Origin of the sequence: Nonomuraea pusilla (genome assembly GCF_900109355.1) — a bacterium.
GTDB classification, from domain to species: Bacteria; Actinomycetota; Actinomycetes; order Streptosporangiales; family Streptosporangiaceae; genus Nonomuraea; species Nonomuraea pusilla.
In genome coordinates this window covers 53,198-76,698 of the sequence record NZ_FOBF01000010.1, presented here as the reverse complement: position 1 = coordinate 76,698, position 23,501 = coordinate 53,198, and the positions used below count along the sequence as shown (strand labels likewise).

The 23,501-nt window shown below is 72.7% G+C and carries 22 protein-coding genes; 10 read left to right on the top strand and 12 right to left on the bottom strand.

What is annotated here, in order from left to right; all coding sequences use genetic code 11:
* Positions 1-408: 408 nt before the first annotated feature.
* Both BMX74_RS21550 and BMX74_RS21545 read right to left on the bottom strand, forming a co-directional pair.
* Positions 409-1,944: a YifB family Mg chelatase-like AAA ATPase gene (locus BMX74_RS21550; RefSeq protein ID WP_091102401.1), complete on the bottom strand. Its 1,536-nt coding sequence runs from the start codon at positions 1,942-1,944 to the stop codon at positions 409-411.
* Positions 1,945-2,298 carry a YraN family protein gene (locus BMX74_RS21545; protein WP_055507266.1) on the bottom strand — a complete coding sequence of 118 codons (354 nt, stop codon included), beginning with the start codon at positions 2,296-2,298 and terminating at the stop codon, positions 1,945-1,947.
* Between the two features lie 548 nt (positions 2,299-2,846).
* On the opposite strand from BMX74_RS21545, the gene BMX74_RS21540 reads away from it, so the two are divergent.
* Positions 2,847-3,725, top strand: coding sequence for a tyrosine recombinase XerC (locus BMX74_RS21540; RefSeq protein ID WP_337959856.1), 879 nt, complete (start codon positions 2,847-2,849; stop codon positions 3,723-3,725).
* A gap of 96 nt (positions 3,726-3,821) precedes the next feature.
* Positions 3,822-4,415 carry a hypothetical protein gene (locus BMX74_RS21535; RefSeq protein WP_055507268.1) on the top strand — a complete coding sequence of 198 codons (594 nt, stop codon included), beginning with the start codon at positions 3,822-3,824 and terminating at the stop codon, positions 4,413-4,415.
* A 38-nt stretch (positions 4,416-4,453) separates the two neighbouring features.
* On the opposite strand, the gene BMX74_RS21530 is transcribed toward BMX74_RS21535, so the two are convergent.
* Both BMX74_RS21530 and BMX74_RS21525 read right to left on the bottom strand, forming a co-directional pair.
* Positions 4,454-5,392, bottom strand: coding sequence for a M23 family metallopeptidase (locus BMX74_RS21530; RefSeq protein WP_091102397.1), 939 nt, complete (start codon positions 5,390-5,392; stop codon positions 4,454-4,456).
* A 350-nt stretch (positions 5,393-5,742) separates the two neighbouring features.
* Positions 5,743-7,086 carry an MFS transporter gene (locus tag BMX74_RS21525; RefSeq protein WP_091102393.1) on the bottom strand — a complete coding sequence of 448 codons (1,344 nt, stop codon included), beginning with the start codon at positions 7,084-7,086 and terminating at the stop codon, positions 5,743-5,745.
* Between the two features lie 86 nt (positions 7,087-7,172).
* Here BMX74_RS21525 and BMX74_RS21520 point away from each other — a divergent pair, with 86 nt between their 5' ends.
* The 6 genes from BMX74_RS21520 to BMX74_RS21495 all read left to right on the top strand — a co-directional run bounded on the left by BMX74_RS21520 (position 7,173) and on the right by BMX74_RS21495 (position 13,210).
* Entirely contained in the window at positions 7,173-7,796 is a 624-nt protein-coding gene (locus tag BMX74_RS21520) for a helix-turn-helix domain-containing protein (protein ID WP_091102391.1), read from the top strand.
* Between the two features lie 855 nt (positions 7,797-8,651).
* Positions 8,652-9,563 (top strand): 30S ribosomal protein S2, encoded by a 912-nt coding sequence (rpsB, locus tag BMX74_RS21515; RefSeq protein ID WP_091102388.1) that lies wholly within the window; start codon positions 8,652-8,654, stop codon positions 9,561-9,563.
* A gap of 353 nt (positions 9,564-9,916) precedes the next feature.
* A complete protein-coding gene (gene tsf / locus BMX74_RS21510) occupies positions 9,917-10,750 on the top strand; it encodes a translation elongation factor Ts (RefSeq protein ID WP_055507276.1) in 834 nt (277 codons plus the stop codon).
* Between the two features lie 136 nt (positions 10,751-10,886).
* Complete coding sequence (gene pyrH, locus BMX74_RS21505) at positions 10,887-11,585, top strand: UMP kinase (protein ID WP_055507278.1); 699 nt, start codon at positions 10,887-10,889, stop codon at positions 11,583-11,585.
* A gap of 41 nt (positions 11,586-11,626) precedes the next feature.
* A complete protein-coding gene (gene frr / locus BMX74_RS21500; protein ID WP_055507281.1) occupies positions 11,627-12,184 on the top strand; it encodes a ribosome recycling factor in 558 nt (185 codons plus the stop codon).
* A 186-nt stretch (positions 12,185-12,370) separates the two neighbouring features.
* Positions 12,371-13,210: a phosphatidate cytidylyltransferase gene (locus BMX74_RS21495; RefSeq protein WP_055507283.1), complete on the top strand. Its 840-nt coding sequence runs from the start codon at positions 12,371-12,373 to the stop codon at positions 13,208-13,210.
* Positions 13,211-13,336: 126 nt separating this feature from the next.
* On the opposite strand, the gene BMX74_RS21490 is transcribed toward BMX74_RS21495, so the two are convergent.
* Complete coding sequence (locus BMX74_RS21490) at positions 13,337-14,359, bottom strand: suppressor of fused domain protein (protein WP_091102386.1); 1,023 nt, start codon at positions 14,357-14,359, stop codon at positions 13,337-13,339.
* Positions 14,360-14,505: 146 nt separating this feature from the next.
* Here BMX74_RS21490 and rlmN point away from each other — a divergent pair, with 146 nt between their 5' ends.
* On the top strand, positions 14,506-15,606 hold the full coding sequence (gene rlmN / locus BMX74_RS21485) for a dual-specificity RNA methyltransferase RlmN (RefSeq protein ID WP_055507287.1): 1,101 nt from the start codon (positions 14,506-14,508) through the stop codon (positions 15,604-15,606).
* A gap of 49 nt (positions 15,607-15,655) precedes the next feature.
* Here the strand turns inward: rlmN and BMX74_RS44255 are convergent, their stop codons facing one another.
* Together BMX74_RS44255 and BMX74_RS21475 are read right to left on the bottom strand one after the other, a co-directional pair.
* Positions 15,656-16,330: a hypothetical protein gene (locus BMX74_RS44255; protein WP_091102383.1), complete on the bottom strand. Its 675-nt coding sequence runs from the start codon at positions 16,328-16,330 to the stop codon at positions 15,656-15,658.
* A complete protein-coding gene (locus tag BMX74_RS21475) occupies positions 16,327-17,061 on the bottom strand; it encodes an ABC transporter ATP-binding protein (protein ID WP_091102380.1) in 735 nt (244 codons plus the stop codon). Before BMX74_RS21475 ends, BMX74_RS44255 begins: the two co-directional genes overlap by 4 nt.
* Positions 17,062-17,177: 116 nt before the next feature.
* Between BMX74_RS21475 and BMX74_RS21470 the strand changes: the two genes are divergently transcribed.
* The gene (locus tag BMX74_RS21470) at positions 17,178-17,708 is read left to right on the top strand and encodes a DivIVA domain-containing protein (RefSeq protein WP_055507294.1); all 531 of its coding nucleotides are present in this window, start codon (positions 17,178-17,180) and stop codon (positions 17,706-17,708) included.
* 188 nt (positions 17,709-17,896) lie between these two features.
* Here BMX74_RS21470 and BMX74_RS21465 read toward each other — a convergent pair whose 3' ends face one another.
* The 5 genes from BMX74_RS21465 to iolC form a co-directional block, all read right to left on the bottom strand.
* Positions 17,897-18,883: an AI-2E family transporter gene (locus tag BMX74_RS21465; RefSeq protein WP_091102378.1), complete on the bottom strand. Its 987-nt coding sequence runs from the start codon at positions 18,881-18,883 to the stop codon at positions 17,897-17,899.
* Positions 18,884-18,946: 63 nt separating this feature from the next.
* Positions 18,947-20,806, bottom strand: a complete 1,860-nt coding sequence (gene iolD, locus BMX74_RS21460; protein ID WP_091102375.1) for a 3D-(3,5/4)-trihydroxycyclohexane-1,2-dione acylhydrolase (decyclizing) — start codon at positions 20,804-20,806, stop codon at positions 18,947-18,949.
* Positions 20,803-21,642 (bottom strand): 5-deoxy-glucuronate isomerase, encoded by an 840-nt coding sequence (gene iolB / locus BMX74_RS21455; RefSeq protein WP_055507300.1) that lies wholly within the window; start codon positions 21,640-21,642, stop codon positions 20,803-20,805. Before iolB ends, iolD begins: the two co-directional genes overlap by 4 nt.
* A complete protein-coding gene (locus BMX74_RS21450; RefSeq protein ID WP_256257059.1) occupies positions 21,639-22,544 on the bottom strand; it encodes a Cgl0159 family (beta/alpha)8-fold protein in 906 nt (301 codons plus the stop codon). The genes iolB and BMX74_RS21450 overlap by 4 nt, the downstream gene beginning before the upstream one ends.
* Entirely contained in the window at positions 22,541-23,479 is a 939-nt protein-coding gene (gene iolC / locus BMX74_RS21445) for a 5-dehydro-2-deoxygluconokinase (protein WP_091102374.1), read from the bottom strand. The genes BMX74_RS21450 and iolC overlap by 4 nt, the downstream gene beginning before the upstream one ends.
* Positions 23,480-23,501 lie beyond the last annotated feature (22 nt).

Sequence of the window (23,501 nt, the reverse complement as noted above, 5' to 3'; positions counted from 1 at the left end):
GGCCTGCCGGTGGTGTGGCGTCCTTCATCTGCCCCCGCCTCGCCCCCCGGCGGCCCGAGCTGTACTGCGGGTGGGGCGGTTGTCGGGCAGCCACAGTGGACTCACGCCTGCGCCCGTGCCGCCCTCTTCCCCGTAACGGGTGACGAGCCGGGCGGCACGGCCGTCGTCGCGGGATTACGGCCACAGTGACCGGGCTCACGGGGCAGGTGCAGAGAGCGGGTCGCAGCGCATAGGTCCAGTGAGCGAGCTCATCTGCTCGTGTCGAGCGCGGGCTCATCTCCTCACGTCCAGCGGGCGGGGTCGCCTGCTCGGGTTGAGCGGGCGGCGTCATCTGCACAGCTCCGGCGGACAGGGTCGCCTGCTCGCGTTGAGTGGGCGGGGTCGCCTGCTCGCGTTAAGTGGGCGGGGTCACGCGCTCACCCCCAGCCAGAAGCTCAGGGCTGCCGCCGTCTCGTCCTCGCCGGGGTGGCTCTTGCCGGCCAGGTCGGCGAGGGTCCAGGCGACGCGGACCACCCGGTCGAGCCCCCGAGCGCTCAGCGTTCCCGCGTCGAGGCAGGACGTCATCGGCTTCATGGCGTCGTCGGGCGGGCGGTAGTCGGCGTGCAGCAGGGAGGAGGGGATCTCCGCGTTGGTACGCCACGGGGTGCCGGCCAGCCGCTTGGCCGCGCGCTCCCGGGCCACCAGGACGCGTTCGGCCACGGTCTTGCTCGACTCCACGAACTGGCGGTCGGCCATCAGCTCACGCCTGGACGAGCGGGCCACGGTGACCTTCATGTCGACCCGGTCGAGGAGCGGGCCCGAGAGCCGGCCCAGGTAGCGGCGCTTGATCGTGGACGTGCACCGGCAGTTGGCGCCCTGGTCGTCCGCCTGGGCGCACGGGCACGGGTTGGCGGCCAGGACGAGGATGAACCTGGCAGGGAAGGTGACCGACCCCACCGACCGGGACACCGTGACCTGGCCGGACTCCAGCGGTTGGCGCAGCGCGTCGAGGACGTGGCGGGGGAACTCCGGTGCCTCGTCCAGGAACAGCACGCCCCGGTGGGCCAGGGACACCGCGCCGGGGCGCACCACCGAGCTGCCCCCGCCGATGATCGCGGCTGCGGTGGCGGTGTGGTGCGGGCCGACGAACGGCGGGCGGTTCATCATGGGGCTCTGCGGGGGCAGGACGCCCGCCACGGAGTGGATGGCGGTGACTTCCAGGGCGTGATCGAGCGCCAGGTCGGGCAGCAGGGTGGGCAGGCGTTCGGCGAGCAGGGTCTTGCCGGTGCCCGGCGGGCCGAGCATCCAGAGGTTGTGGCCGCCCGCGGCGGACACCTCCAGCGCGCGGCGGGCGACCGGCTGGCCGACCACGTCGGACAGGTCCACGGCCGGCCTGTCGAGCACCCGGGTCGTGGCGGGAGCCGCGTCGGGCACCGGCTCGGGCGGCGCCTCGCCTCTGCGCAGCCACTCCACGAGCTGGCGGAGGTCGGCGACGGGCACCACCTTGACGTCGGGCACGAGGGCGGCCTCGGCGGCGTTCGCGGCGGGAACGACCACGGTGGCGTCGCCCTGCTCAGCCGCGCCCAGGATGGCCGGGAGGACGCCGCGCACCGGGCGCAGACGGCCGTCGAGGCCGAGCTCGCCCAGGAAGAACGGCTCCGCGATGCGCTCCGCGGGAACGACCCCGGAGGCGCCGAGGATGGCGACGGCGATGGACAGGTCGAACTGGCTGCCCCGCTTGGGCAGGCTGGCGGGGAACAGGCTGATCGTGATGCGCGCGTCGGGCCACGGGTAGCGGCTGTTGACCATCGCCGACCTGACCCGCTCCCGCGCCTCGCTCAGCGCGGCGTCGGGGAGGCCGATGAGGTGGATGCCCGCCAGGCCGTTGCCCACGTCGGCCTCCACCTCGACGCTGCGGCCGGAGACTCCGATCAGCGCCACGCTGCGGGTACGGGCGACCGCCACCTAGATCACCCCTCGGATGTGCCGGAGCGCGAAGGCTCCCGCGAACCGTTCCAGGGCGACGACGTCGACCCGCACCGTCTCGTAGCCGCGGGACTGGGTGGCCAGCCAGGTGGCGGCCAGCACGCGGAGCCGGGCCAGCTTGTGGGGCCGGACCGCCTCCAGCGCGGTGCCGTGCGATCGGCCCGAGCGGGTCTTCACCTCGACGACGACCAGGGTGGGGCCATCCTCGGCGATGACGTCGATCTCGCCGCGGCGGCAGCGCCAGTTGCGTTCGAGGATCTTCATCCCCTTGGCCTCCAGGTAGGTCACGGCTAGCTGCTCGCCTTGCCTGCCGAGTTCGTTCTTCGTGGCCATGTGCCACCTCCTCCGGGCGCCGACTTTCCCGGATGCGAGGGTGCGGCCGGGTCGCCGAACCAGGTTCTGTGGATGGATGGCGGAGAGTGCGGCCAGCCTGTGGATGACGGTCCTTCCCAGCGACCGGCGTTGCAGGGCAGGCTGTTCAGGCTTTCGGCGAGGGCCGTGTCGCCTCCTCGGGGAGGATGGCGTTGGGGTGGCCCGAGGACGTGCCGATTCCTCTGATGTTCACGGGTGGTGCGATGACGTGCTGAACCTCCAGTTACCCAGAGGTTGGGCGGGCCCTGTGCGTGTGCGGTGTGATGAGGTTGCGGGGGTATTAGGTGGCCTCGGTGTTCGGTGGGAGGTGCTTGGCTGTGGGGCACGGCGATGATCGCGGGGAGTCGGCGACTCCTGTCTCCGGGGAGGTGGTGGCTCCCCCCGCTGCGCAGGCCGGGCACCTCCGCCCGCTCGTTCAGCGGCCTGCCGTGGGGGTTTCTCCCGAGGGGGAGGCTGGGCACCCTCGCCCCCTTGCTCAGTCGTCTGCCGTGGTGGCTCCCCCCTCGGGGGTGGAGGAGGTGGTGGCGGAGTTCGAACGGTACTTGCGGTTCGAACGAGATCTTTCTCCGCATACCGTCCGGGCTTACCTCTCGGACATCCGGGGACTGCTCGACCACCTGCGTGGACGGATCGAGGCGCTCGACATCGCGACATTGCGCGCGTGGCTCGCCGGGCAGCATGCCGAGGGCAAGGCGCGGGCCACGCTGGCCCGGAGGACCGCGTGCGCGCGTACCTTCACCGCTTACTGCCACCGGCGGGGATGGCTGGCCGCGGACCCCGGCCTGCTGCTGGGCAGCGCCAAGGCGGTGCGGCCGCTGCCCGCGGTGCTCGACCAGGAACAGGCGCAGGCGGTTCTGGAGCGGCCCCCGAACGCGGCCGAGCCGAAGGACCTCCGCGATCAGGCGATCCTGGAGCTCCTGTACGCCACAGGGGTGCGGGTGAGCGAGCTGTGCGCGCTCGACGTCGACGACGTGGACCGGGACCGGCACGTCGTCAGGGTGCTGGGCAAGGGACGTAAGGAACGTTCGGTGCCGTTCGGGCTGCCGGCGCTTCGCGCGCTGGACGCCTGGTGTGTCAACGGGCGTCCGTTGTGGGTGGGGCCGAGGTCGGGTGCGGCGCTGTTCCTGGGGGTGCGGGGCGGGCGCATCGACCAGGGCACCGTGCGGCGGCTGGTCCACTCGCGGATCGCCCAGGTGGACGGCGTCCCGGACATGGGGCCGCACGGGCTGCGGCACACGGCGGCCACCCACCTCCTGGAAGGTGGTGCGGACCTGCGCAGTGTCCAGGAGCTGTTGGGGCATGAGTCGTTGAACACCACGCAGATCTACACCCACGTCTCCATCGACCGCCTGCGCGCGGCCTACCGTCAGGCGCATCCCCGGGCTTGAGTCCGATCCCTAATAGGTAGGCTGTCTATACGTAGGCTGTCTACTTAGGGAGGGATCGTGGCGCGTGGAGCGCGGAACCTGCTCGTCTGGCTACACGTGATCACTTCCGTCGGCTGGATGAGCCAGGCGCTGGGGCTGTTCGCGCTCATGGTGTACGGGACGACGGCCCGCGAACCGAAGGCGTACGCGATGGCCGAGATGCTCGACGCGCAGGTGCTGGCGCAGCTGGCCAACGCCTCTGCCTTCACCGGGATCATGCTCTCGGCGCTGACGCGATGGGGCTACTTCCAGTACTGGTGGGTGATGGCGAAGTTCGTCATCACGCTGGTGCAGCTGTACGCGGGCATCTTCCTGCTCGGGCCGCAACTCGGCGCGCTCGCCACCGGGCAGCAGCACGCCTCGCCCGCGCACCTGGCCGGGCCGGCGCTGATGGCGTCGGCGATTGCGTTCCAGGGGTGGCTGTCGATTGCCAAGCCCTGGAAGCGGACGCCCTGGGCGGCGGCCCCGGCCAGGCCGCCCGAGCCGTCGGCGTGGTTCGTGGGCTTCCTCTTCGCGGTGCCGCTGCTCGACCTGCTGCTCGCGGCGCGCCTCGGGCACCCGGCGCCGCTGTTCTTCGCGCTGACCGCCGTGACGTACCCGCTGTGGCGAAGACGGCTGCTGCGCAGGGAGGCGCGGCTTCGGACCTCGTGATGTGGCCGGCGCGCGGGCTTCTTCGTCGCCTGTGGGCGTCAAGGCTTCGGCGTCCGTCGGCGTACCCCTCGGCGGTGGCGTCCGGAGGCCGAGGTGAGGCGTTCTGAGTCGGTGTGGTGGTGTCCGCCCCTCGGGCGGCGGCGTCGGAGGGCGGCGAGCAGGAGGGCTGCGGCGATCAGGGCTCCCGCGCCGATCGCGGGAGCCGCGGAGGTCGCGGCGGAGAGGGTGAGCGACGGGAGGTGCCTGCCCCGAGGCCCTTGCTGGGAGGCGGAGAGGGACTGTGGGGAGTCCCTTGGGCGAGCGTGCGGGGGCGGCTGGGAGCGGTCGGGGGCCGGGGGCGCCTGCTCCAGCGGTGAGGACCAGTACGGCAGCAGGCGGACGTCGCCGTGGGCCAGGAGCATGAGGGGGTTCGCGTAGTCCGGGCCGTCGAGCAGGCCCCAGTGGAGGCACGACGTCTGGCAGTGGCCGGTCGGTTCGGCGACGGTGCCGATGCGGTCGCCGGCGGCGACGGGCTGACCCTCGCGTACCGACGGGGTGAGCGGGAGGTAGGTGGTGCGCAGGTCGTCGGCGTGCTTGATGCTCACCACGCCCGTGCCTGCCACCGGCCCCGCGTGGCTGACGGTGCCTGGGCCTGCGGCGAGGACCGGTGTGCCGGTGGGAGCGGCGAGATCGACGCCCCGGTGGCCGGAGAGCCAGGGGGCCGGGGGCGGGGCGAAGCGCCGCAGGACCTGGGGGTGGCCGTCCAGGGGCCAGCGCCAAGGGGGCGGGGCGGCCTGGGCGGGAGGGGTGAGGACGTGCAGGGGAATGAGGAGCGCGAGGGCGATCAGGGGCAGGGTGTGGCGTGGCCGGGTGGGGTGGTGGCGGTGTCGTGGTGGCCGGAGGGCGCGCCACCGGGGCGGCACGGTGGGGGGTGTGGACGGCAGGGGCCCGACGCTGTCTACGGGGACGGGCGGTGGCGTCGGTGGGCGGGTGAGCATGAGGACGGAGTGTGGTGGGCGCTGCGGGCGCCGCGGGTGGGCGAATCCGGTTCTGTGGAAAACCGGCTGTGTGACCTGCGGGCGTGTGCGCCTGGCGGCGGAAGAGGCCGGGCCTCTGGTGGCCGGGGGAGGAAGCGGCTGTGGGTTCTTGGGCTGGCCGGTCGGGGGACGGGCCTGAGCGTTTGGGCTGACTGGTCGGGAGACGGGCCTGAGCGTTTCGGCTGACTGGTCGGGGGATGGTCTGGGCGTCTGGCTGGCTGGTCGGGGGAACGGTCTGGGCGTTGGGGTGGCTGGTCGAGAGAGGGCCTGGAAGCTTCCCGTGGGTGATGGAGGTGGGTGGGGGTTCTTGTTCAGACCAGGGGTTGGCGTTTGGGGTGGGGGTTTTCCCAGGTGGTGCGGGGCGGGAGGCTCGTGGAAGGGCGGGAGGGGCGGGGGCGTAGCGGGGACGTCCAGATCCAGATGGTGCTCAGGGCGATGCCGGCTGCCGAGAGGAGGACGACGGGGCGCAGGCCGACGAGTTCCGCGAGCGCGCCGCCCGCGAGCCCGCCCAGCGCCAGGACCCCCTGGACGGCGAACGTGGTGGTCGCGTTCACCCGGCCGCGCAGCTCGGGCGCCGTCTCGATGAACATGATCGCGCCCATGCAGGTGGCGAAGGCGACGACGATGCCGCCGGTGATGGTCCCGGTCACGGCGAGGACGGCGAGTTTCCACCACAGTGGACCGGTGAGCAGGCCCACGGCCAGGATCTCGATGGGGAAGAACAGGACGGAGGCGAGCAGGACCCGGTTCTCGCCGTACCGCTTGGACAGCCGGGCGGTGAGCCAGGCGCCGGCGATGCCTCCCAGCCCGCTGAGCGCGATCAGCACGCCGATGAGCCCCTTCGGGATGCCGAGGGTGTTGACCATGTAGAGCATGGAGACGGCGGTGTACGCCATGGCGAAGAAGTTGATGGTGACGCCTGCTCCGAGCAGGGCGCGCAGGGTGCGGTTGGTGACGGTGATGCGCAGCCCCTCGGCCACGTCCCGCCGGATGCCGCGTGAGGCGGCGGGTTCGTGGCGTTCCTCGGTGCGGATGGAGCGGAGGAGGAGGGCGGAGGCGAGGAAGGTCAGGGCCTCCGCGAGCACGGCCAGGGGCGCGGTGAGCACCTGGACGAGCAGGCCGGCGAGGCCGGGCCCGCCGACGGAGGCGACGGAGTACGAGGCGTGGAAGCCCGCCATGGCCTCCGTGCGCTGGTCGGGGTGGACGACGGCGGCGATGTGGGGGAAGTTCGCGGCGCGGAAGAGCACTCCGGCGGCGCCGATCACCAGGGCGACGGCGACGAGCCACGGAACGGTGAGTACGCCGAGCAGCCAGGCGAGCGGGACGGTGGCGGCGGCCGCGCAGGAGACCAGCTCGCAGCCGATCATCAGGGGCCGGTGCCGGGTGAGGCGGTCGGCGACGGCTCCTGCCTGCAGGCCGAGCAGCAGGGCGGGGATCGAGGCGGCGGCGGTCAGCAGGCCCATCTCGAAGGGGGACGCCGTCAGCAGGGTCACGGCGGTCAGGGGGACGGCCAGCTTGGACACTTCGGAGCCGGTCACGGAGATGGTTCGCGCGGTCCAGAGCAGGCGGTAGTCGCGCTGCCTGCGCAGGGGCGGGGGCGGCGCCGGCGCGGCGGTGTCCGCGTCCTCCGGCGAGATGTGAAGGGAACGCTTCATAAGTTATGAAGGTAATCCTTCAGAGTCGTGAAGGCAATCCTTCACATATCGGCGATCCTCCGCGACCGGCCGGGTACGGTGGGCGCATGACACGGGACAGTGAGGGGCTGAGCGATCCCAAGGCCATGAGGGCCCTCGCCCATCCCGCGCGCCTGGCGATACTCAACAGGCTCGGCGTCCAGGGCAGCGCCACCGCGACCGAGGTGGCCGAGAGCGCGGGCATCACGCCCAGCGCGGCGAGCTACCACCTGCGGATGCTCGCCAAGTACGGCTTCGTCGAGGACGCGCCCCCGCGCGGCGACGGGCGGGAGCGCCTGTGGCGGCCGGTGGCGTTCGCCGTCGGCGTCGAGCCGGACGACGGGCCCGAGGTGCGTGACGCGAAGGTGGCCCTGATCGCGGCCCTGCGCAGGATCGCGAACGAGGAGGTCGAGCGCGCGCTGTCCGCCCTGGACCAGGAGCCGGAGGAGTGGCGTGAGGCCACCCGCTTCCAGCGGGTGAGGATCAGGGCCGACGCGGCCGAGCTCGCACGGCTGGCCGACCAGATCGACGAGCTGTTGCAGCCGTACGTGGCCAGGCGGCGGCCGGAGGAGGACGCGCCGAGCGGCGCGCGGATCGCCGAGGTGCAGGTCAACCTCTTCCCCGTGGCGGCCCGACCGGTGCCAGGCCTGCCCACGGAGGACCACGGCCACCCGGCCGTGAGCCCAGGCTGAGGGGACACGCCGTGCTCCCGGCTCCTGGCGTGACCGGGGGCCGGGGCGGTCAGGTTGATGGTCCTGCCGTGCCCCTGGCCTCCGTGGGACTGCCGAGGCCAGGGGTGGTCAGGTTGATGGTCTTGCCGCGCTCCCGGCCTCCGTGGGGCTGCCGGGGCCAGGTCGGCGGTCCTGCCGTCGTCTCCGCTCCTGCGCGACTGCGGAGGCGGCGGGCGGCCAGGCTGAAGGGCCGTGTCGGGGCCGGCGGTCCCGCAGGGACCTGGGGCTGAGCTGAAGGGCGTGCCGGGCTACCGGTCCCGGGCGCGGCCAGGCTGAAGGGCGTGTCGGGCCGGCGGTCCTGCTGGGCTGCGGGTCTCGGGCGTGGCCAGGCTGAAGGGTGTGTCGGGCCGGCGGTCCTGCTGGGCTGCGGGTCCCGGGGGTGGTCGGGCTGGAGGGGCGTGCGGGCCGGCGGTTTCGTTGGGCTGCGGGTCTCGGGCGTGGCCTGGCTGCGGGGCTTGTCGGGTTCTCGGTCCCGCGGGACCCCGGGCGCGTCCAGCCTCAGGGGGCTCTCTGGCTGGTGAGGCGGCGGCGCTTGGGCGGTGGTCCGCGGCCCGCCGCGGGCCCGTGGTTCCCCGCGACGGGCGCGGACGTCGACCTCCGGCGGTCAGCCGGGGGTGGCGTGGGAGGTAGACTTTTCGGTGGCCTGTGACAGCAGGCCGACTTCGCATGCCCCATCGCGGATCGCTCCGTCGGTCCGGGTCCTCGGGCCCGGCTGGAGCGGTTTCGGGGCATCAGGGGCGGCAGACGACGCGCTGCCGCGGCACAACCGAGAACCGCGCCCCGCACCGCGGGGCGCCAGACCTGGAGGACCATCACATGGCCCCCGTCGTCACCATGCGACAGCTGCTCGAGAGCGGCGTTCACTTCGGTCACCAGACCCGCCGGTGGAACCCGAAGATGAAGCGCTTCATCTTCACCGAGCGCAACGGCATCTACATCATCGACCTGCAGAAGTCGCTGTCGTACATCGACCGCGCCTACGACTTCGTCAAGGAGACGGTCGCCCACGGCGGCACGATCCTGTTCATCGGCACGAAGAAGCAGGCCCAGGAGGCCATCGCCGAGCAGGCCGCCCGCGTGGGGATGCCGTACGTCAACCAGCGCTGGCTGGGCGGCATGCTCACCAACTTCTCCACCGTGCACAAGAGGCTTCAGCGGCTGAAGGAGCTCGAGGAGCTCGACTTCGACAACGTCGCCGGCTCGGGGCTCACCAAGAAGGAGCTCCTCATGCGGCGCCGCGAGAAGGACAAGCTCGAGCGCACGCTCGGCGGCATCCGTGACATGGGCCGGGTTCCGAGCGCGGTGTGGGTCGTCGACACCAAGAAGGAGCACATCGCGATCAGCGAGGCCAAGAAGCTCGGCATCCCTGTCGTCGCGATCCTCGACACCAACTGCGACCCCGACGAGGTCGACTACCCGATCCCGGGCAACGACGACGCGATCCGCGCCGTCGGCCTGCTGACGAGGGTCGTGGCCGACGGCGTCGCCGCCGGTCTGATGGCCCGCTCCGGCGCGGCCCGCGGTGACGAGAAGCCGGCCGCCGCCGAGCCGCTGGCCGAGTGGGAGCGCGAGCTCATCGAGCAGGGCGCCGGCGAGCAGGCGTCCGCCGAGACCGCCGAGGCCGCGCCGGTCGAGGCCGCGCCGGCTGAGGTTGAGGCCGCGCCGGCTGAGGCTGAGGCTGAGGCTGCGCCGGCTGAGGCCGCCGCCGAGGGCGAGCAGCAGGCCTGACGGCACGGCGAGCGCGTTTGACAGAACAACGCTCGGGGTGAGCACGGCGACGTGAGACGCCGAGCGAGGCGGCCGCCCCGGGCCGGCGATCCGCCGGCCCGGGGCGCACCGGCCGCGCCGGACGAGGTGGACACCGTAAGGGGCCGCCGGGCCGGGTGCAGGTGGCCGAGCCGGCCGCCGCGGCCCCGGCTGGGCTCCCCGGCGGTCGCCGGTCGGGTCCGGGCCGCACCTCGGACCAGGCTTCGGGCGAGGTTCCCGTACGGCACGCGCCTGCCGTACCCACCCAGGCGGACGACGGCAGCACCGGCGCCCGCCCGACCAACGACGACGACATCCCACAAGGAAAAAGAGCAATGGCTTCCGTGAACATGGCCGATGTCAAGCGGCTTCGCGAGATCACCGCTGCCGGCATGATGGACTGCAAGAAGGCGCTCGAGGAGTCCGAGGGCGACTTCGACCGCGCCATCGAGCTCCTCCGCCTCAAGGGCGCCAAGGACGTCGGCAAGCGCGAGGCGCGCACCGCGTCCAACGGCCTCGTGGCGCTGCAGCAGGACGGCGACTCCTCCGCCGCGCTGCTCGAGCTCAACTGCGAGACCGACTTCGTCGCCAAGGGCGAGCGCTTCCAGGAGCTCGCCTCCCAGGTCGTCGCGCACGTCCTGGCCACCAAGCCGGCCGACGTGGCCGCGCTGCTCGAGTCCTCCTTCGACGGCAAGACCGTCAAGGAGCACCTCGACACCGCCAACGCCGCGCTGGGCGAGAAGATCGAGATCCGCCGCTTCGCCGTGCTCGAGGGCGGCTACATCGGCTCGTACATGCACCGCACCGACCCGGCCCTGCCGCCGGCGGTGGGCGTGCTCGTGCAGCTCGACAAGCCGAACGCCGAGGTCGCCAAGGACATCGCGCAGCACGCCGCCGCGATGGCCCCGCAGTACCTCAAGCCGGAGGCCGTCCCCGCCGAGGTCGTCGAGAAGGAGCGCAAGCTCTTCGAGGAGATGACCCGCGAGGAGGGCAAGCCCGAGGCCGCCATCGGCAAGATCGTCGAGGGCCGCGTGAACGGCTGGTACAAGGACTTCACCCTGGTCCAGCAGGCGTTCGTCAAGGACAACAAGAAGAGCGTGGGCAAGTACGCCGCTGAGAACGGCGTCGAGGTGCTCTCGTTCGTCCGCTTCAAGGTCGGCCAGGCTTAGGCTTGACCGAGCCCTCAGCCGAACGAACCACCGATTGAAGGAGGCCGCCGCCGTGCAGGACCACCGGGAGTCAGCCCACGAATCCACACGGACGGCGGCTTCCTCGTCTCCGAACCCGCTCCGTTGGAAGCGGGTGATGCTGAAGCTGTCGGGCGAGGCGTTCGCCGGGGGCGCCGACCTGGGCATCGACCCGGTCGTCGTCGACCATCTGGCCGACTCGATCGCCGAGGCCGTACGCGAAGGCGTGCAGGTCGCCGTCGTGGTCGGCGGAGGCAACATGTTCCGCGGCGCCACCCTGTCGCAGGGGGGCATCGACCGCACCAGGGCCGACTACATGGGCATGCTCGGCACCGTGATCAACTGCCTGGCGCTGCAGGACTTCCTGGAGCGCCGCGGCGTCGAGACGCGGGTGCAGACGGCCATCACCATGCAGCAGGTCGCCGAGCCCTTCCTGCCGCGCCGGGCGATCCGCCACCTGGAGAAGGGGCGCGTGGTCATCTTCGGCGCCGGGCTCGGCTCGCCGTTCTTCTCCACCGACACCGCGGCGTCCCAGCGCGCGTTGGAGATCGGCGCGGAGGCGCTGCTCAAGGGCACGCAGGTCGACGGCATCTACGACTCCGATCCGCGCAAGAACCCGGACGCGGTCAGGTTCGACCACCTCGACTACGGAGAGGTGCTCATCCGTGACCTCGCGGTCATGGACGCCACCGCGATCAGCCTGTGCAAGGACAACGATCTGCCCATCGTGGTCTTCGACCTGATGGGCGAGGGCAACATCCTGCGAGCGGTCCGCGGTGAGAAAATCGGCACGCTGGTGAGCCCCGCAGGCAAATAGGGAGCGAGCCCGCACCGCCAGCCAGAAGACAGGGAGCCGCTGTGATCGACGAAACCCTCCTCGAAGCCGAGGAGAAGATGGACAAGGCCGTCTCCGTCGCGAAGGAGGACTTCGCGACCATCCGGACGGGCAGAGTCACCCCCTCGATGTTCAACAAGATCAATGCCGAGTACTACGGTTCGCCGACGCCGATCCAGCAGTTGGCCTCGTTCCACGTGCCCGAGGCCCGCATGGTGCTCATCCAGCCGTACGACAAGGGCTCGATGGGGGCGATCGAGAAGGCCATCCGCGACTCCGACCTCGGCGTGAACCCCAGTAACGACGGCCAGGTGATCCGCGTGTCGTTCCCCGAGCTGTCGGAGGAGCGCCGCAAGGAGTACATCAGGGTCGCCAGGAACAAGGGCGAGCACGCGAAGGTGTCCGTGCGCAACATCCGCCGCTCCGCCAAGGAGGTCCTCGACAAGATGGTCAAGGACGGCGAGGCGGGCGAGGACGAGGTGCGCCGGGCCGAGAAGGAGCTCGACGACATCACGCAGAAGCACGTCGCCAAGATCGACGAGCTGCTGAAGCACAAGGAAGCCGAGCTGCTCGAAGTCTGAGCGGCGCGCCGCCGGCGGACCGCGTCCTGCGGGCCGCCGCAGGTGCGGCCGGCGCACCTGGGGCACGCCGCTCTCGGCGGCTCGCCGCGGGTGACGGCGCGCATCCCCGGCGGGCCGCCGGGCTTGCGGCTCTTGCACCTACGGCCCTCGCCGGTGAGGCGGGGGCCGTGCACATGGAGAGACTCTGTGGAAGATCGTACGGCTGGCACCAGCCCGAGCGGCGGCGGCCGTACCGGCAGGAACCTGCCCGCGGCCATCGCGGTGGGCGCGGGGCTGGGCGCGCTGGTCCTGGTCACCCTGTACACGATCAAGGAGCTGTTCCTCCTGGTGCTCGTGGCCGCGGTGGGCGTGGGCACGCTTGAGCTGGTCAAGGCGTTCGGCACGCGTGGCATCAAGGTGCCGGCGGCGCCGGTCCTGGCCGGACTGGTGGTGATGCAGGCCGCGGCGTACTGGGGCGGGGCCGTGTGGCTGGTGGCCTCGTTCGCGGTGTTCGCGTTCGTGCTGCTGGTCTGGCGGATGTTCAGCGACGGCACCGACGGTTTCGTGCGTGACGGGACGGCGTCGGTGTTCACGCTGTTCTACCCGCCGATGCTGGCGGCGTTCGCGGCGCTGCTGCTGCGTCCCGAGGACGGCGACCACCGAGTTCTGATCTTCATCGCGGTGACGGTGGCCAGCGACATCGGCGGGTACGCCGCCGGGGTGCTGTTCGGGCGGCACAAGATGACGGCGATCAGCCCGAAGAAGACCTGGGAGGGCTTCGCCGGGTCGGTCGTGGCGTGCGTCGCGGTCGGGGCGTGGCTGGTGTCGTGGCTGCTGCACGGCGAGCTCTGGCAGGGGGCGGTGATCGGCGCGCTGGCGGCGCTGCTGGCCACGGTGGGCGACCTCATCGAGTCGATGATCAAGCGTGATCTCGGGATCAAGGATCTCGGGAGCATCCTGCCGGGGCACGGCGGCCTGATGGACCGGCTCGACTCGCTGGTCACGACGCTGGTGCCGGTCTGGATCCTGATGACCCTGTTCTTCTGACGGGACGCCGCGCCTCCGCCGCGACGCCGTACCGAGGGCCGCTGTCCTGGTGACCGCGGGCTGTCCTCCCAAGGGCGGGTGTGCTTCCGGCCGACGCCGCCGGGTGCGCGCCGCCGGGGCGGGGCGTCAGTGCCGCTGGTCCTCCAGCGCCTCGCTGGTGACCGGGGTGAGCCAGAGCCAGCGGACCGCCTCACCCGCGAAGGCGAAGCCGGACATGTTCGGCATGTCGGGGGGGTTGGCCTGCATGAGCACCCCCGAGTACTGCGGGCCGAGCGGGAACGTCTCGGGCTCGTGGTACCACTTGGCCGTGTGCCCGTGCCCCAGCCAGGTCACCGAGTGCCACGGGTACTGCGCCAGCCACACCAGCAGCAGCGCCGCGTCGCGCGGGTCGTCGCGGGTGGCGACGGCCAGCTCGATCCTGGCGTACGCGCCCGGCTGTTCGATCCACTGCTCGATCGTCGGCATCCGCTGGCAGCTCATGCCCACGGTCGACAGCACGGTGTAGCCGCGGCCGCCGTGGGGCGGGCGCTCGGTGATCCCCACGGTGGGAAGGCGGTCGCCGCCGGCGTCCCAGTACCGTCCCGCCGGGCCGAGGACGCGGTCGAGGTGGCCCATGGCGAACTGCTGGAACGACGGCCAGGCGCCTTCGCTGTAGCGCCAGTGCCAGTAGGATCTGGCGTTCCCGATACGTGGGGCGAGCCCTTCGAGCGCCTCCGAGAGCGCCCACGCGAACGGCGACTCGCCCACGGCGTCGCGGGCGTAGCCGGGCATGCCCCTGCTCATGTCGGCCCAGCCGGGGATGACGGCCAGCAGGTCGTCGTTCTCGTACAGCGCGACGCCGTCGCCCTCCTCGAACCACAGGGCGGTGAGCTGGCCGAGGTGGCGGCGGCCCTGCGGGTGCAGCGTGTTGGCCCTCGGCATGATCGGGGGCAGGCTGGACGTCACCCTGGCGAGGTCCACGACCGCCGGGGCGGGACGGTGGTTGGCGAGCCAGCACGCGCCGTGGACGGTGCCGTCGGGCGAGCACAGGTAGGCCACCGAGGCGTCCTCGTCGCGCTCGACCACGAGCGTCCGGCTGCCGTACGGGTTGCCGGCGGTGAGGACGACCTCGGCCGCCCCCTCACCGGACGCCGACCGGGAAATCGCCATACGAGATGACTGTAGATTGGACCGAGACTCTGAGGCGAGCCCGTGGCGCACCCTGAACCGGGGGCGAGGGGTCCTCGGCAGGAATGCCGCCTCCCGCGCGGGCGTTCACTAACCCTGGTCGTAACTCTCCAAGCGAAGGCAGGACCGTGTCACAGCAGCCAGGCCAGCTCACGTTCGTCGCGCCGCGCCGGGCCAAGCCCGCACGGCACCTGGCCGACCTGTCCATGGCCGACCGCCGGGCCGCCGTCACCGAGCTGGGGGAGAAGGCGTTCCGCGCCGACCAGCTCTCCCGCCACTACTTCGAGCGGCTCACCACCGACGTCTCGGCCATGACCGACCTGCCGGCCGCGTCCAGGGAGAAGCTGTCGGCCCTGCTGCCGTCGCTGCTGACGCCGGTCAAGGAGCTGACCACCGACCGCGGCACCACGCGCAAGACGCTGTGGCGGCTGTTCGACGGCGCGCTGGTCGAGTCGGTGCTCATGCGTTACCCCGACCGGGTGACGATGTGCGTGTCGTCGCAGGCCGGATGCGGCATGAACTGCCCGTTCTGCGCCACCGGGCAGGCGGGGCTGACCCGCAACATGTCCACGGCCGAGATCGTCGAGCAGGTGGTCGCCGGTGCGCGCGCGCTCGCGGCCGGCGAGGTGCCGGGCGGCCCCGGCCGGGTGAGCAACGTCGTGTTCATGGGCATGGGCGAGCCGCTCGCCAACTACAAGCAGGTGATCGGCGCGGTGCGCCGCCTGGTGGAGCCGGCGCCGCACGGCCTCGGCATCTCCGCGCGCGGCGTCACCGTCTCGACGGTCGGGCTGGTGCCCGCCATCGGCAAGCTCGCCGACGAGGGGCTGCCGGTCACGCTCGCGCTCTCGCTGCACGCGCCCGACGACGAGCTGCGCGACACCCTGGTGCCGATCAACACCCGGTGGAAGGTGGCGGAGGTCCTCGACGCGGCCTGGTCGTACGCGGCCAGGACGAAGCGGCGCGTCTCCATCGAGTACGCCCTGATCAAGGACATCAACGACCAGGAGTGGCGGGCCGACCTGCTCGGCAAGCTGGTCAAGAACAAGCTCGTGCACGTCAACCTCATCCCGCTCAACCCGACGCCGGGCTCCAAGTGGACGGCCTCCCGCCCGGAGGACGAGCGGGCCTTCGTCCGGCGCCTGGAGTTCCACGGCGTCCCCGTGACCGTGCGCGACACGCGCGGCCGCGAGATCGACGGCGCCTGCGGCCAGCTCGCCGCCGCCGAGTAGGCGCGCGGCGTACCGGTGACGTAGCAGGGGCCTGCCGGGCCGCGGCGGCTCACTGGGCTCGCCGCAGACGGCGTCGCGCGTAGAGCAGGATGCCGATCGCGCACCACAGCAGGGCCGGGAGCACGAGCCACGGCAGCCGGTCGAGCAGCAGCCCGTCGTGGGCGGCACGCGACCACGCCAGGAGCGGCACCGTGAGCCAGTACACCCTGGACGCGCTGACCAGCAGCATCACGATGACGGCGAGCACCAGCGCCATGATCGACAGTGCGGGGGAGGCGACGGACGCCCGGCTGGTGAGCGCGCCGAGCACGGTGCCTGTCAGCGCGCCGAGCACGTACAGGAGGAGCACCGAGGGGAGCGCGGCCCCGGCCGGCAGGGCGCTCGCGCCGAGCAGCAGCGCCCAGCAGGCGGCCAGCCCGGCGAGGACGAGGCAGGCCGCGAACGCCGCCATGAGCCCGGCCGCGATCTCGCGCACCCGGCCGCCCACGAGGACGGCCGACATGGCCCGCTGCCCGTCGGGTTCGGTGTCGAGGAGGCTGCGCGAGGCCCAGGCCAGCACGGGGACGGTGAGCGCGGCTCCGTCGGCGGCCACGGCCACCTCCTCGCCCAGGGGCGCCGGGGAGCCGTACACGATGGCGAGCAGCGCCAGCATGAGGAGCAGCGCCTGGTGGACGCGGTGCGAGCGGACGTAGGCGGCCACGCGGAAGGTGGCCAGGGCGATCACGGGGTCTCCTCGATCTCGCGGGTGGGGTAACCCTGCTCCCGCATGCCGGTGAGGAAGGCGGGCAGGTCCTCGACGGGCAGGGTGACGGCGACGGTGACCTGCCCGGCGCCGCGCTCGGTGACGTGCCCGCCGGCGGGGGCGCCTTCCTTGAGGTGGCCGTCCACCAGCGACCACTGGCGCAGGCCGGGCAGGCCGCGCAGGCCGCCCTGGTGGTCGGAGGCGACGACCACCCCGCCCCGCGCGGCCACCTCGGCCGCGATGCCGGGCAGCGCGGCCGAGGTGGCCGTGTCGAGCCCCGCGAAGGGCTCGTCGAGCACGAGCAGCCCGGGGTCGGACATGATCGCCTGCACCAGCCCCACCTTGTGGGCGCTGCCCTTCGACAGCTCGCCGAGCGGCAGGCGCAGCAGGTGCTCCATGCCCAGACGTTCGGCCCACGGCTCCCAGCGGGCGCCGCCGCGGACGCGGGCCATGTGTCGCAGGTACGCGGTGACCGTGAACGGCTGGCCGGTCGGGAACCGGTCCGGCGCGAAGCCGACGACGGCGGGACGGCCGGTGATCGCGCCCGCCGACGGTTCGGCCAGCCCGGCGAGCAGGCGCAGCAGGGTGGACTTGCCCGCGCCGTTGGGCCCGCTCAGCTCGATCACGTCGCCCGGCGCGAGGCCCGCGTCGGCTTCCCCGATGACGGTGGGGCCGCGCCGCCCGTAGCGGAAGGAGACCTGGGAGAGACGCATAGCCCTGCAAGCTATAGGTACGGTCGCATCGGCGGGATAAAGAGCCCCACAATGGAGGTATCCCCCAGCACATCTCAAGAGGAGTGCGCTTGAACCGCTTTCCGCGTGTCATGGGTATGCGTTCAGGCTATGACCCGGTGGACGTCGACACCCTCATCGCACGCATCGAGTCGACCTTGGGCAGAGGGCGGTCCGACGTCGAGCCCGTGACGGCCGACGAGGTCCGCAACGCGACGTTCCGTGCCAGGCGCGGCGGCTACCAGGAGACGGCGGTGGACTTCGCGCTGGAGGCCTTCGTGGTGGCGCTGGAGACGCAGGCCAGGCGTCCCGTGCGGCTGGCCATGGCGGAGCCGACCGGGCAGTTGCTGCGCGAGGAGTGGTTCGAGGCGCAGGCGGCCCGGGTGGAGCGCGCGGCGTTCCGGCCGGCGCGGATGGGCGCGGGTTACGACGAGGACGAGGTCGACGCGCTGCTGGACCGGATCGTCGCCACGCTGCGCGGCACCACCTCCTACCCGGTGTCGGGCGGTGAGGTGCGCGAGGTCAGGTTCTCGACCGTGCTGTTACGCGCCGGCTACCTGATCGCCGACGTCGACGCCTTCCTCGCGGGCATCGCCGACGTCCTGGACCAGCGGGCCCAGAGCGGCTGAGCCCGCCGCACGCCGGTCCACCGGCGTGCCGAAGCGGTGCGGCCCATCGGGAAGGGCGCCCTGCCGGTGGTGACGAGGGTGCTGACGGGGAGCTGGGGCGGCTGCACGGTCATGGCGCTGGGGCGCGGCGAGCTGGTGGACGCCCGGTCAGGCACGAGCTGGAGCTCGAACTCGCGCTGCGGTAGCGGTCAGGCGGCCTGCTCCTTGTGCCGCAGCAGGGCGACGAGGACGGAGGTCGCAGGGGCCGCGAGGAACGCCCCGGTGATGCCGATGAGCACGCTGCCGACGGTGATGGCGACCAGGATGACGGCTCCGGGCAGGTCGAGCGCCCTGCCGTAGATCTGCGGCGCGAGGACGTGCCCCTCCACCTGCTGGACGAGCACGGTCACGGCGACGACGATCAGCGCGACCAGCCATCCCTTGGCCACGAACGCCACGACGGCGGCGAGCAGCCCTGCCATGAACGCCCCCACGACCGGGAGGAACGCGCCGACGAACGTCAGCACGGCCAGCGGCAGCGCGATCGGCACGCCGAGTATCCACAGGGCGACGCCGATGAAGAAGCCGTCGAACAGGCCGACGAGGGCGACGCCGCGGATGTAGCGGCTGATCACGCCGAGCACGAGCGCGCCGGTGGCGCGGGCGCGCGGCCGGTACGCGGCGGGCACGAAGGCGACGAGCCAGCGGTACAGCCGGTCGCCGCCGTGCACGAAGTAGATGGACAGGATGACGGCGAGCACCGCCCCGACGACGATCTCGCCGACGGTCTTGACCCCGGCCAGCGCCCCACTGGTGATCTTCTGGCCCTGCTTGGCCAGGTAGTCCCTGACCTGCTGGGCGAGCTGCCGGTCGTCGATGCCGAGCCGGGTGGCCAGCCCGTGCAGGTCGTCGACGACCTTGCCGATGCTCGCGTGCATCTCCGACACGCTGTTGACGGTCGGGGGCACGACCAGCGCCATGACGGCCGCGGCGACCAGCAGTCCGCCGGCGAAGACGAGGGACGTGGCGAGCGCGTGGCTGAGCCCCCGGCGCCTGAGCCAGCGGGCCGGGGGCATGAGCAACGACGTGATGAACAGGGCGATGACGATCGAGATGGCCACAGTGCGGACCAGGTACAGGCAGTAGAGGATCACCGCGATGATCGCGATCCACCCCAGCGCGCGCCACGGCCTCATCGTTCGCCCCCCCGATCGTGCCTGGTCACAGGCGTTCCCAGGGAAGATCGGGGGCAACCCTGGCTAGGAGGGGGGCGTGAGGTGGGCCCGCTGGGACCGCTTGCCCGTCTCGTAGCCCTCCCTGGCGGCCCGGGTGGCGTCGCTGTCGCCCGCCTGCGCCACGGGCACGTCCCACCACGCCTGCGAGGACGGCGCGTCGAGCAGCGGGTCGGTGCGCACGTACACGACGGTCGTCTCCTGGGCGGCGCGCGCGTCGTCGAGCGCCTTGCGCAGGTCGGCGACGGTCTCGGGGCGCAGCACGGTCGCGCCCAGGCTGGCGGCGTTGGCGGCGAGGTCCACCGGCAGGTGGCCGCCGTCGTAGCGGCCGTCGCCCCGGTAGCGGTAGGAGGTGCCGAGCCGTTCCGCGCCGACGCTCTCCGACAGCCGTCCGATGGAGGCGAAGCCGGAGTTGTCGACGAGGACGACGACCAGCTTGATCCCCTCGGCCACCGCCGTGACCAGCTCCTGCGCCATCATCAGGTACGAGCCGTCGCCCACCAGGACGAACACCTCGCGGTGCGGCGCGGCCAGCTTCACGCCGAGCCCGCCCGCGATCTCGTAGCCCATGCAGGAGTAGCCGTACTCGACGTGGTAGCTGCCGGGGCCGCTGGGCCGCCACAGCTTGTGCAGGTCGCCCGGCATCGAGCCGGCGGCGCAGACGACCACGCCGTCGTCGCCGGCGGCGGCGTTGACCGCGCCGATGACGGCCGACTGCGGCAGCGGCGAGCCCTCCAGCGCGTACGCGGCGTCCACGGTGGAGTCCCAGACGCCGATCAGTTCGGCGGCCCGCGCCCGGTGCCCGCCGGGGGCGGCCCACCCGGCGCAGGCGGCGTCCAGCTCGGCCAGGCCCTCGCGGGCGTCGGCGACGAGCTGCAGGCCGGACAGCTTGGCCGCGTCGAAGGCGGTGACGTTGATGTTCAGGAATCGGGCGTCCTCGGCGAACAGCGACATGGAGGCGGTGGTGAAGTCGCTGTAGCGGGTGCCGACGCCGATGACGACGTCCGCCTCGCGGGCCATGGCGTTGGCGGCGGTGGTGCCGGTCGCGCCGACGGCGCCGAGGGCGAGCGGGTGCCCGTGCGGCAGCGCGCCCTTGCCGGCCTGCGTCTCGGCCACGGGCACGCCGTGCGCCTCGGCGAAGGCCCGCAGCGCGGCCGTGGCCTCGCTGTAGATCACCCCGCCGCCGGCCACGACGACCGGCCTGCGCGCCGACCTCAGCAGGTCGGCGGCGCGGGCCAGGGCGGCCGACTCGGGGCGCGGCCTCGCGACGTGCCACACGCGGCGGGCGAACAGCTCGTCCGGCCAGTCGTACGCCTCGGCCTGCACGTCCTGCGGCAGCGCCAGCGTCACCGCGCCGGTCTCGGCCGGGTCGGTGAGCACCCGCGTCGCGGCGAGCAGCGCGGAGGGGAGCTGCTCGGGCCGGTTGATCCGGTCCCAGTAGCGGGAGACGGGCTTGAAGCAGTCGTTGACCGACACGTCGTACGAGCGGGAGTCCTCCAGCTCCTGGAGCACCGGGTTCGCGGCGCGCGTCGAGAAGATGTCGCCGGGCAGCAGCAGCACGGGCAGGCGGTTGATCGTGGCGAGCGCCGCCCCCGTCACCATGTTGGTCGCGCCGGGCCCGATCGAGGTGGTGCAGGCCAGCGTGGACAGGCGGCCGGCGGCGCGCGCGTACGCGGCGGCGGTGTGCACCATGGCCTGCTCGTTGCGGGCCAGCCGGTACGGCAGGTCCTCGTCGGTGGTGGCGAGCGCCTGGCCGAGGCCGGCCACGTTGCCGTGTCCGAAGATGCCGAGGACGCCGCCGAACAGGCGGTGCTCGGCGCCGTCGCGTTCGCTCCACTGCGCGGCCAGGAAGCGCACCACGGCCTGCGCGACGGTCAAGCGGGTCATGAGGTCCTCCCGAACGGCAGTCTGGGGTCGGTGGGGCGGCCGGTCCAGGAGGAGCGGATCCAGGCGTGGCGGGGGTCGTCGCAGAACGCCATCGACCGTTCCTCGGCGGGACCCGCCAGGACGTTGAGGTAGTACAGGTCGTAGCCGGGCGCGGCCATGGACGGGCCGTGGTAGCCGTACGGGACGAGCACGACGTCGCCGGACGACACCTCGGCCAGCGTGTCGATCCGGCCCCGCTCCGAGCCGTAGACCCGCTGGTAGCCGACGCCGTCGCCGGCCACCTCGAAGTAGTAGATCTCCTCCAGCACGGCCTCGCCCGGGTTCGGCGTGTCGTGCTTGTGCGGGGGGTAGGACGACCAGTTGCCGCCCGGGGTGAGCACCTCGACGGCCATGAGCTTGTCGCAGGCGAAGACGCCGGGGGCGCAGAAGTTGTGCACCTGGCGGCTGGCCTGCCCGGCGCCCCTGATCTCCACGGGGACGTCCGACGCGGGGACGTGCCTGGGGGGCAGCGCGCGGGTGGCGCGGGCGGACGGCAGCGCCACCCGGCCGGCGCCGGTCAGCGTCACGGCCGCCCCCACCGGCAGGTACGCGAAGTCGGACGGGCCGTCGAAGACGGAGGCCCGGCCCGCCAGGTCGGCCGTGAACGCGCCGGCGGCGACGGTGAACGAGCCGGACAGCGGCAGGACGACCATCTCCTCGTCGCCGGTCCCGAACGTCACCGGCTCGCCGGTCAGGTCGGCGACCCGCAGCCCGGAGTAGGTCCACCCGGCCACGGACGGGGTGATCTCCACCGTCCAGGGGCCGCCGGCGGTCTCGCCGTACGGAAGGTAGGTCATGAACGGGCCTCTCGTACCAGGGCGGCCGCGCCGTCCACGGCGGCCGCGACGTCGTCGTCGGGAGGGTAGAGCAGCGCGCGGCCGACGACGAGCCCCCGCACGCCGGGCAGGGCGAGCGCGCGGTTCCAGTCGGCGTACGCGGCGTCGATGTCCGGGGGGTCGCCGCCGAGCAGCAGGGCGGGCAGCGTGGTCGCGGCCATCACCCGCTCCATCTCCGCCACGGCGGGGATCTTGAGCCAGGTGTAGGCCGAGGTCACGCCGAGCGCCTGGGCGACGCTGATCGCCCTGATGACGGCGTCGGGCGACAGGTCGTTGCGCAGCGCGCCCGACTCGGAGCGGCGCGCCCAGAACGGTTCGACCATGGCCACCAGGCGGCGGCGGGCCAGGTCGGAGACCGCGTGGGCGCACGACTCCAGGGTGGACACCGTGGCCGGGTCGGCCGGGTCGATGCGGCAGAGCATCTTGCCGCCGTCGAGCCGCATGGCGTCGATGGAGGCCGCGTCGTAGCCGGTGAACCGGTCGTCGAGCTCGAAGACGGAGCCCAGCAGGCCGCCGCGGTTCATCGAGCCGAAGGCCAGCTTGCCTTCGAGCGCGCCGAGCAGGAGCAGGTCCTCGAGGACGTCGGGCGAGGCGAGGATGCCGTGCACGCCGGGCCTGGACAGCGCGGTCTGCAGGCGGTCGAGCAGGTCGGTGCGGCTGCCCATGGCGAGGGGCCGGTCGCGTACCGCGAGCGCGCCGCGGGCGGGGTGGTCGGCCGCGATGACGAGCAGCCGCTCGCCCTCGCCCGGCATGCCCCGCCGCTCCCGTCTGGCCGCGGCCGCGGCGATCTCCTCGGGCCTGGTCGCCCTGATGGAGGTGAGCCGCTCGTAGCGGCCGGTCCTGGGCAGCGTGACGTCGCTCAAGACGCCGCTCCGTTCAGCAGGTCGTCCACCTCGGCGGTGGTCGGCATGGCGTCGGCGCAGGCCAGGCGGGCGGCGACGTACGCGCCGGCCACGTTGGCGAAGCGCAGGGTGCGCTCCAGCGGCCAGCCGCGCAGCAGGCCGAGGCACAGCGCGCCGCCGAAGGCGTCGCCGGCGCCGATGCCGTTGACCACCTTCACCTCGACCGGCTCGACCACGACGCTCTCGTCGGCCGTGCGGGCGAAGACGCCGGCGGGGCCCATCTTCACGACGGCCACCCGTACGCCGGCGTCGAGCAGCGCCTGGGCGGCGGCCTCCGGGTCGCGGACGCCCACGGCGGTCTCGACCTCGTCGAGGTTGCCGACGGCGACGTCCGCGTGGGACAGCGCGTCGCGCACCTCGGTGTGGGCCTCCTCGCGCGACGCCCACAGGGTCGGCCGGTAGTCGAGGTCGAATACGGTCCAGCCGGAATTACGGGCCTCCAGCGCCGCCTTGTGGGCGGCGCGGCTCGGTTCCTTGCTCAGCCCGGTGGCCGAGAACCAGAACAGGCGGGCCGAGGCGATCGCCGGGAGGTCGAGGTGGCCGGGGGTGATCCGCAGGTCCGGCGGGTGCTCGCCCCGGTAGAAGTAGATCGGGAAGTCGTCGGGCGGGAAGATCTCGCAGAACGTGACCGGCGTGGGCGTTCCTCCGATGGTGTGGACGTACGCGTCGTCCACGCCGAAGCCGCGTACCGCACGCCGGACGAACTCGCCGAACGGGTCGGCGCCCACGGCGGTGATCACGGCGGAGCGCAGCCCGTGGCGGGCCGCGGCCACGGCCACGTTCGTGGGGCTGCCGCCGAGGAACTTGCCGAAGGACTCGACGTCCGCCAGGCCTACGCCTGTCTGCAGCGGATAGACGTCGACGCCGCAGCGGCCGATCGTGATCAGGTCGTACAACGCACCTCCAGGGACGCAGCTT

Coding starts and splice junctions, on each gene's coding strand:
- BMX74_RS21545 (WP_055507266.1), bottom strand. CDS start 2,298: ATGGCCACGAAGAACGAACTCGGCAGGCAAGGCGAGCAGCTAGCCGTG.
- BMX74_RS21530 (WP_091102397.1), bottom strand. CDS start 5,392: ATGCTCACCCGCCCACCGACGCCACCGCCCGTCCCCGTAGACAGCGTC.
- BMX74_RS21525 (WP_091102393.1), bottom strand. CDS start 7,086: ATGAAGCGTTCCCTTCACATCTCGCCGGAGGACGCGGACACCGCCGCG.
- BMX74_RS21520 (WP_091102391.1), top strand. CDS start 7,173: ATGACACGGGACAGTGAGGGGCTGAGCGATCCCAAGGCCATGAGGGCC.
- rpsB (WP_091102388.1), top strand. CDS start 8,652: ATGGCCCCCGTCGTCACCATGCGACAGCTGCTCGAGAGCGGCGTTCAC.
- tsf (WP_055507276.1), top strand. CDS start 9,917: ATGGCTTCCGTGAACATGGCCGATGTCAAGCGGCTTCGCGAGATCACC.
- pyrH (WP_055507278.1), top strand. CDS start 10,887: ATGCTGAAGCTGTCGGGCGAGGCGTTCGCCGGGGGCGCCGACCTGGGC.
- BMX74_RS21490 (WP_091102386.1), bottom strand. CDS start 14,359: ATGGCGATTTCCCGGTCGGCGTCCGGTGAGGGGGCGGCCGAGGTCGTC.
- BMX74_RS21475 (WP_091102380.1), bottom strand. CDS start 17,061: ATGCGTCTCTCCCAGGTCTCCTTCCGCTACGGGCGGCGCGGCCCCACC.
- BMX74_RS21470 (WP_055507294.1), top strand. CDS start 17,178: ATGCGTTCAGGCTATGACCCGGTGGACGTCGACACCCTCATCGCACGC.
- BMX74_RS21465 (WP_091102378.1), bottom strand. CDS start 18,883: ATGAGGCCGTGGCGCGCGCTGGGGTGGATCGCGATCATCGCGGTGATC.
- iolD (WP_091102375.1), bottom strand. CDS start 20,806: ATGACCCGCTTGACCGTCGCGCAGGCCGTGGTGCGCTTCCTGGCCGCG.
- iolB (WP_055507300.1), bottom strand. CDS start 21,642: ATGACCTACCTTCCGTACGGCGAGACCGCCGGCGGCCCCTGGACGGTG.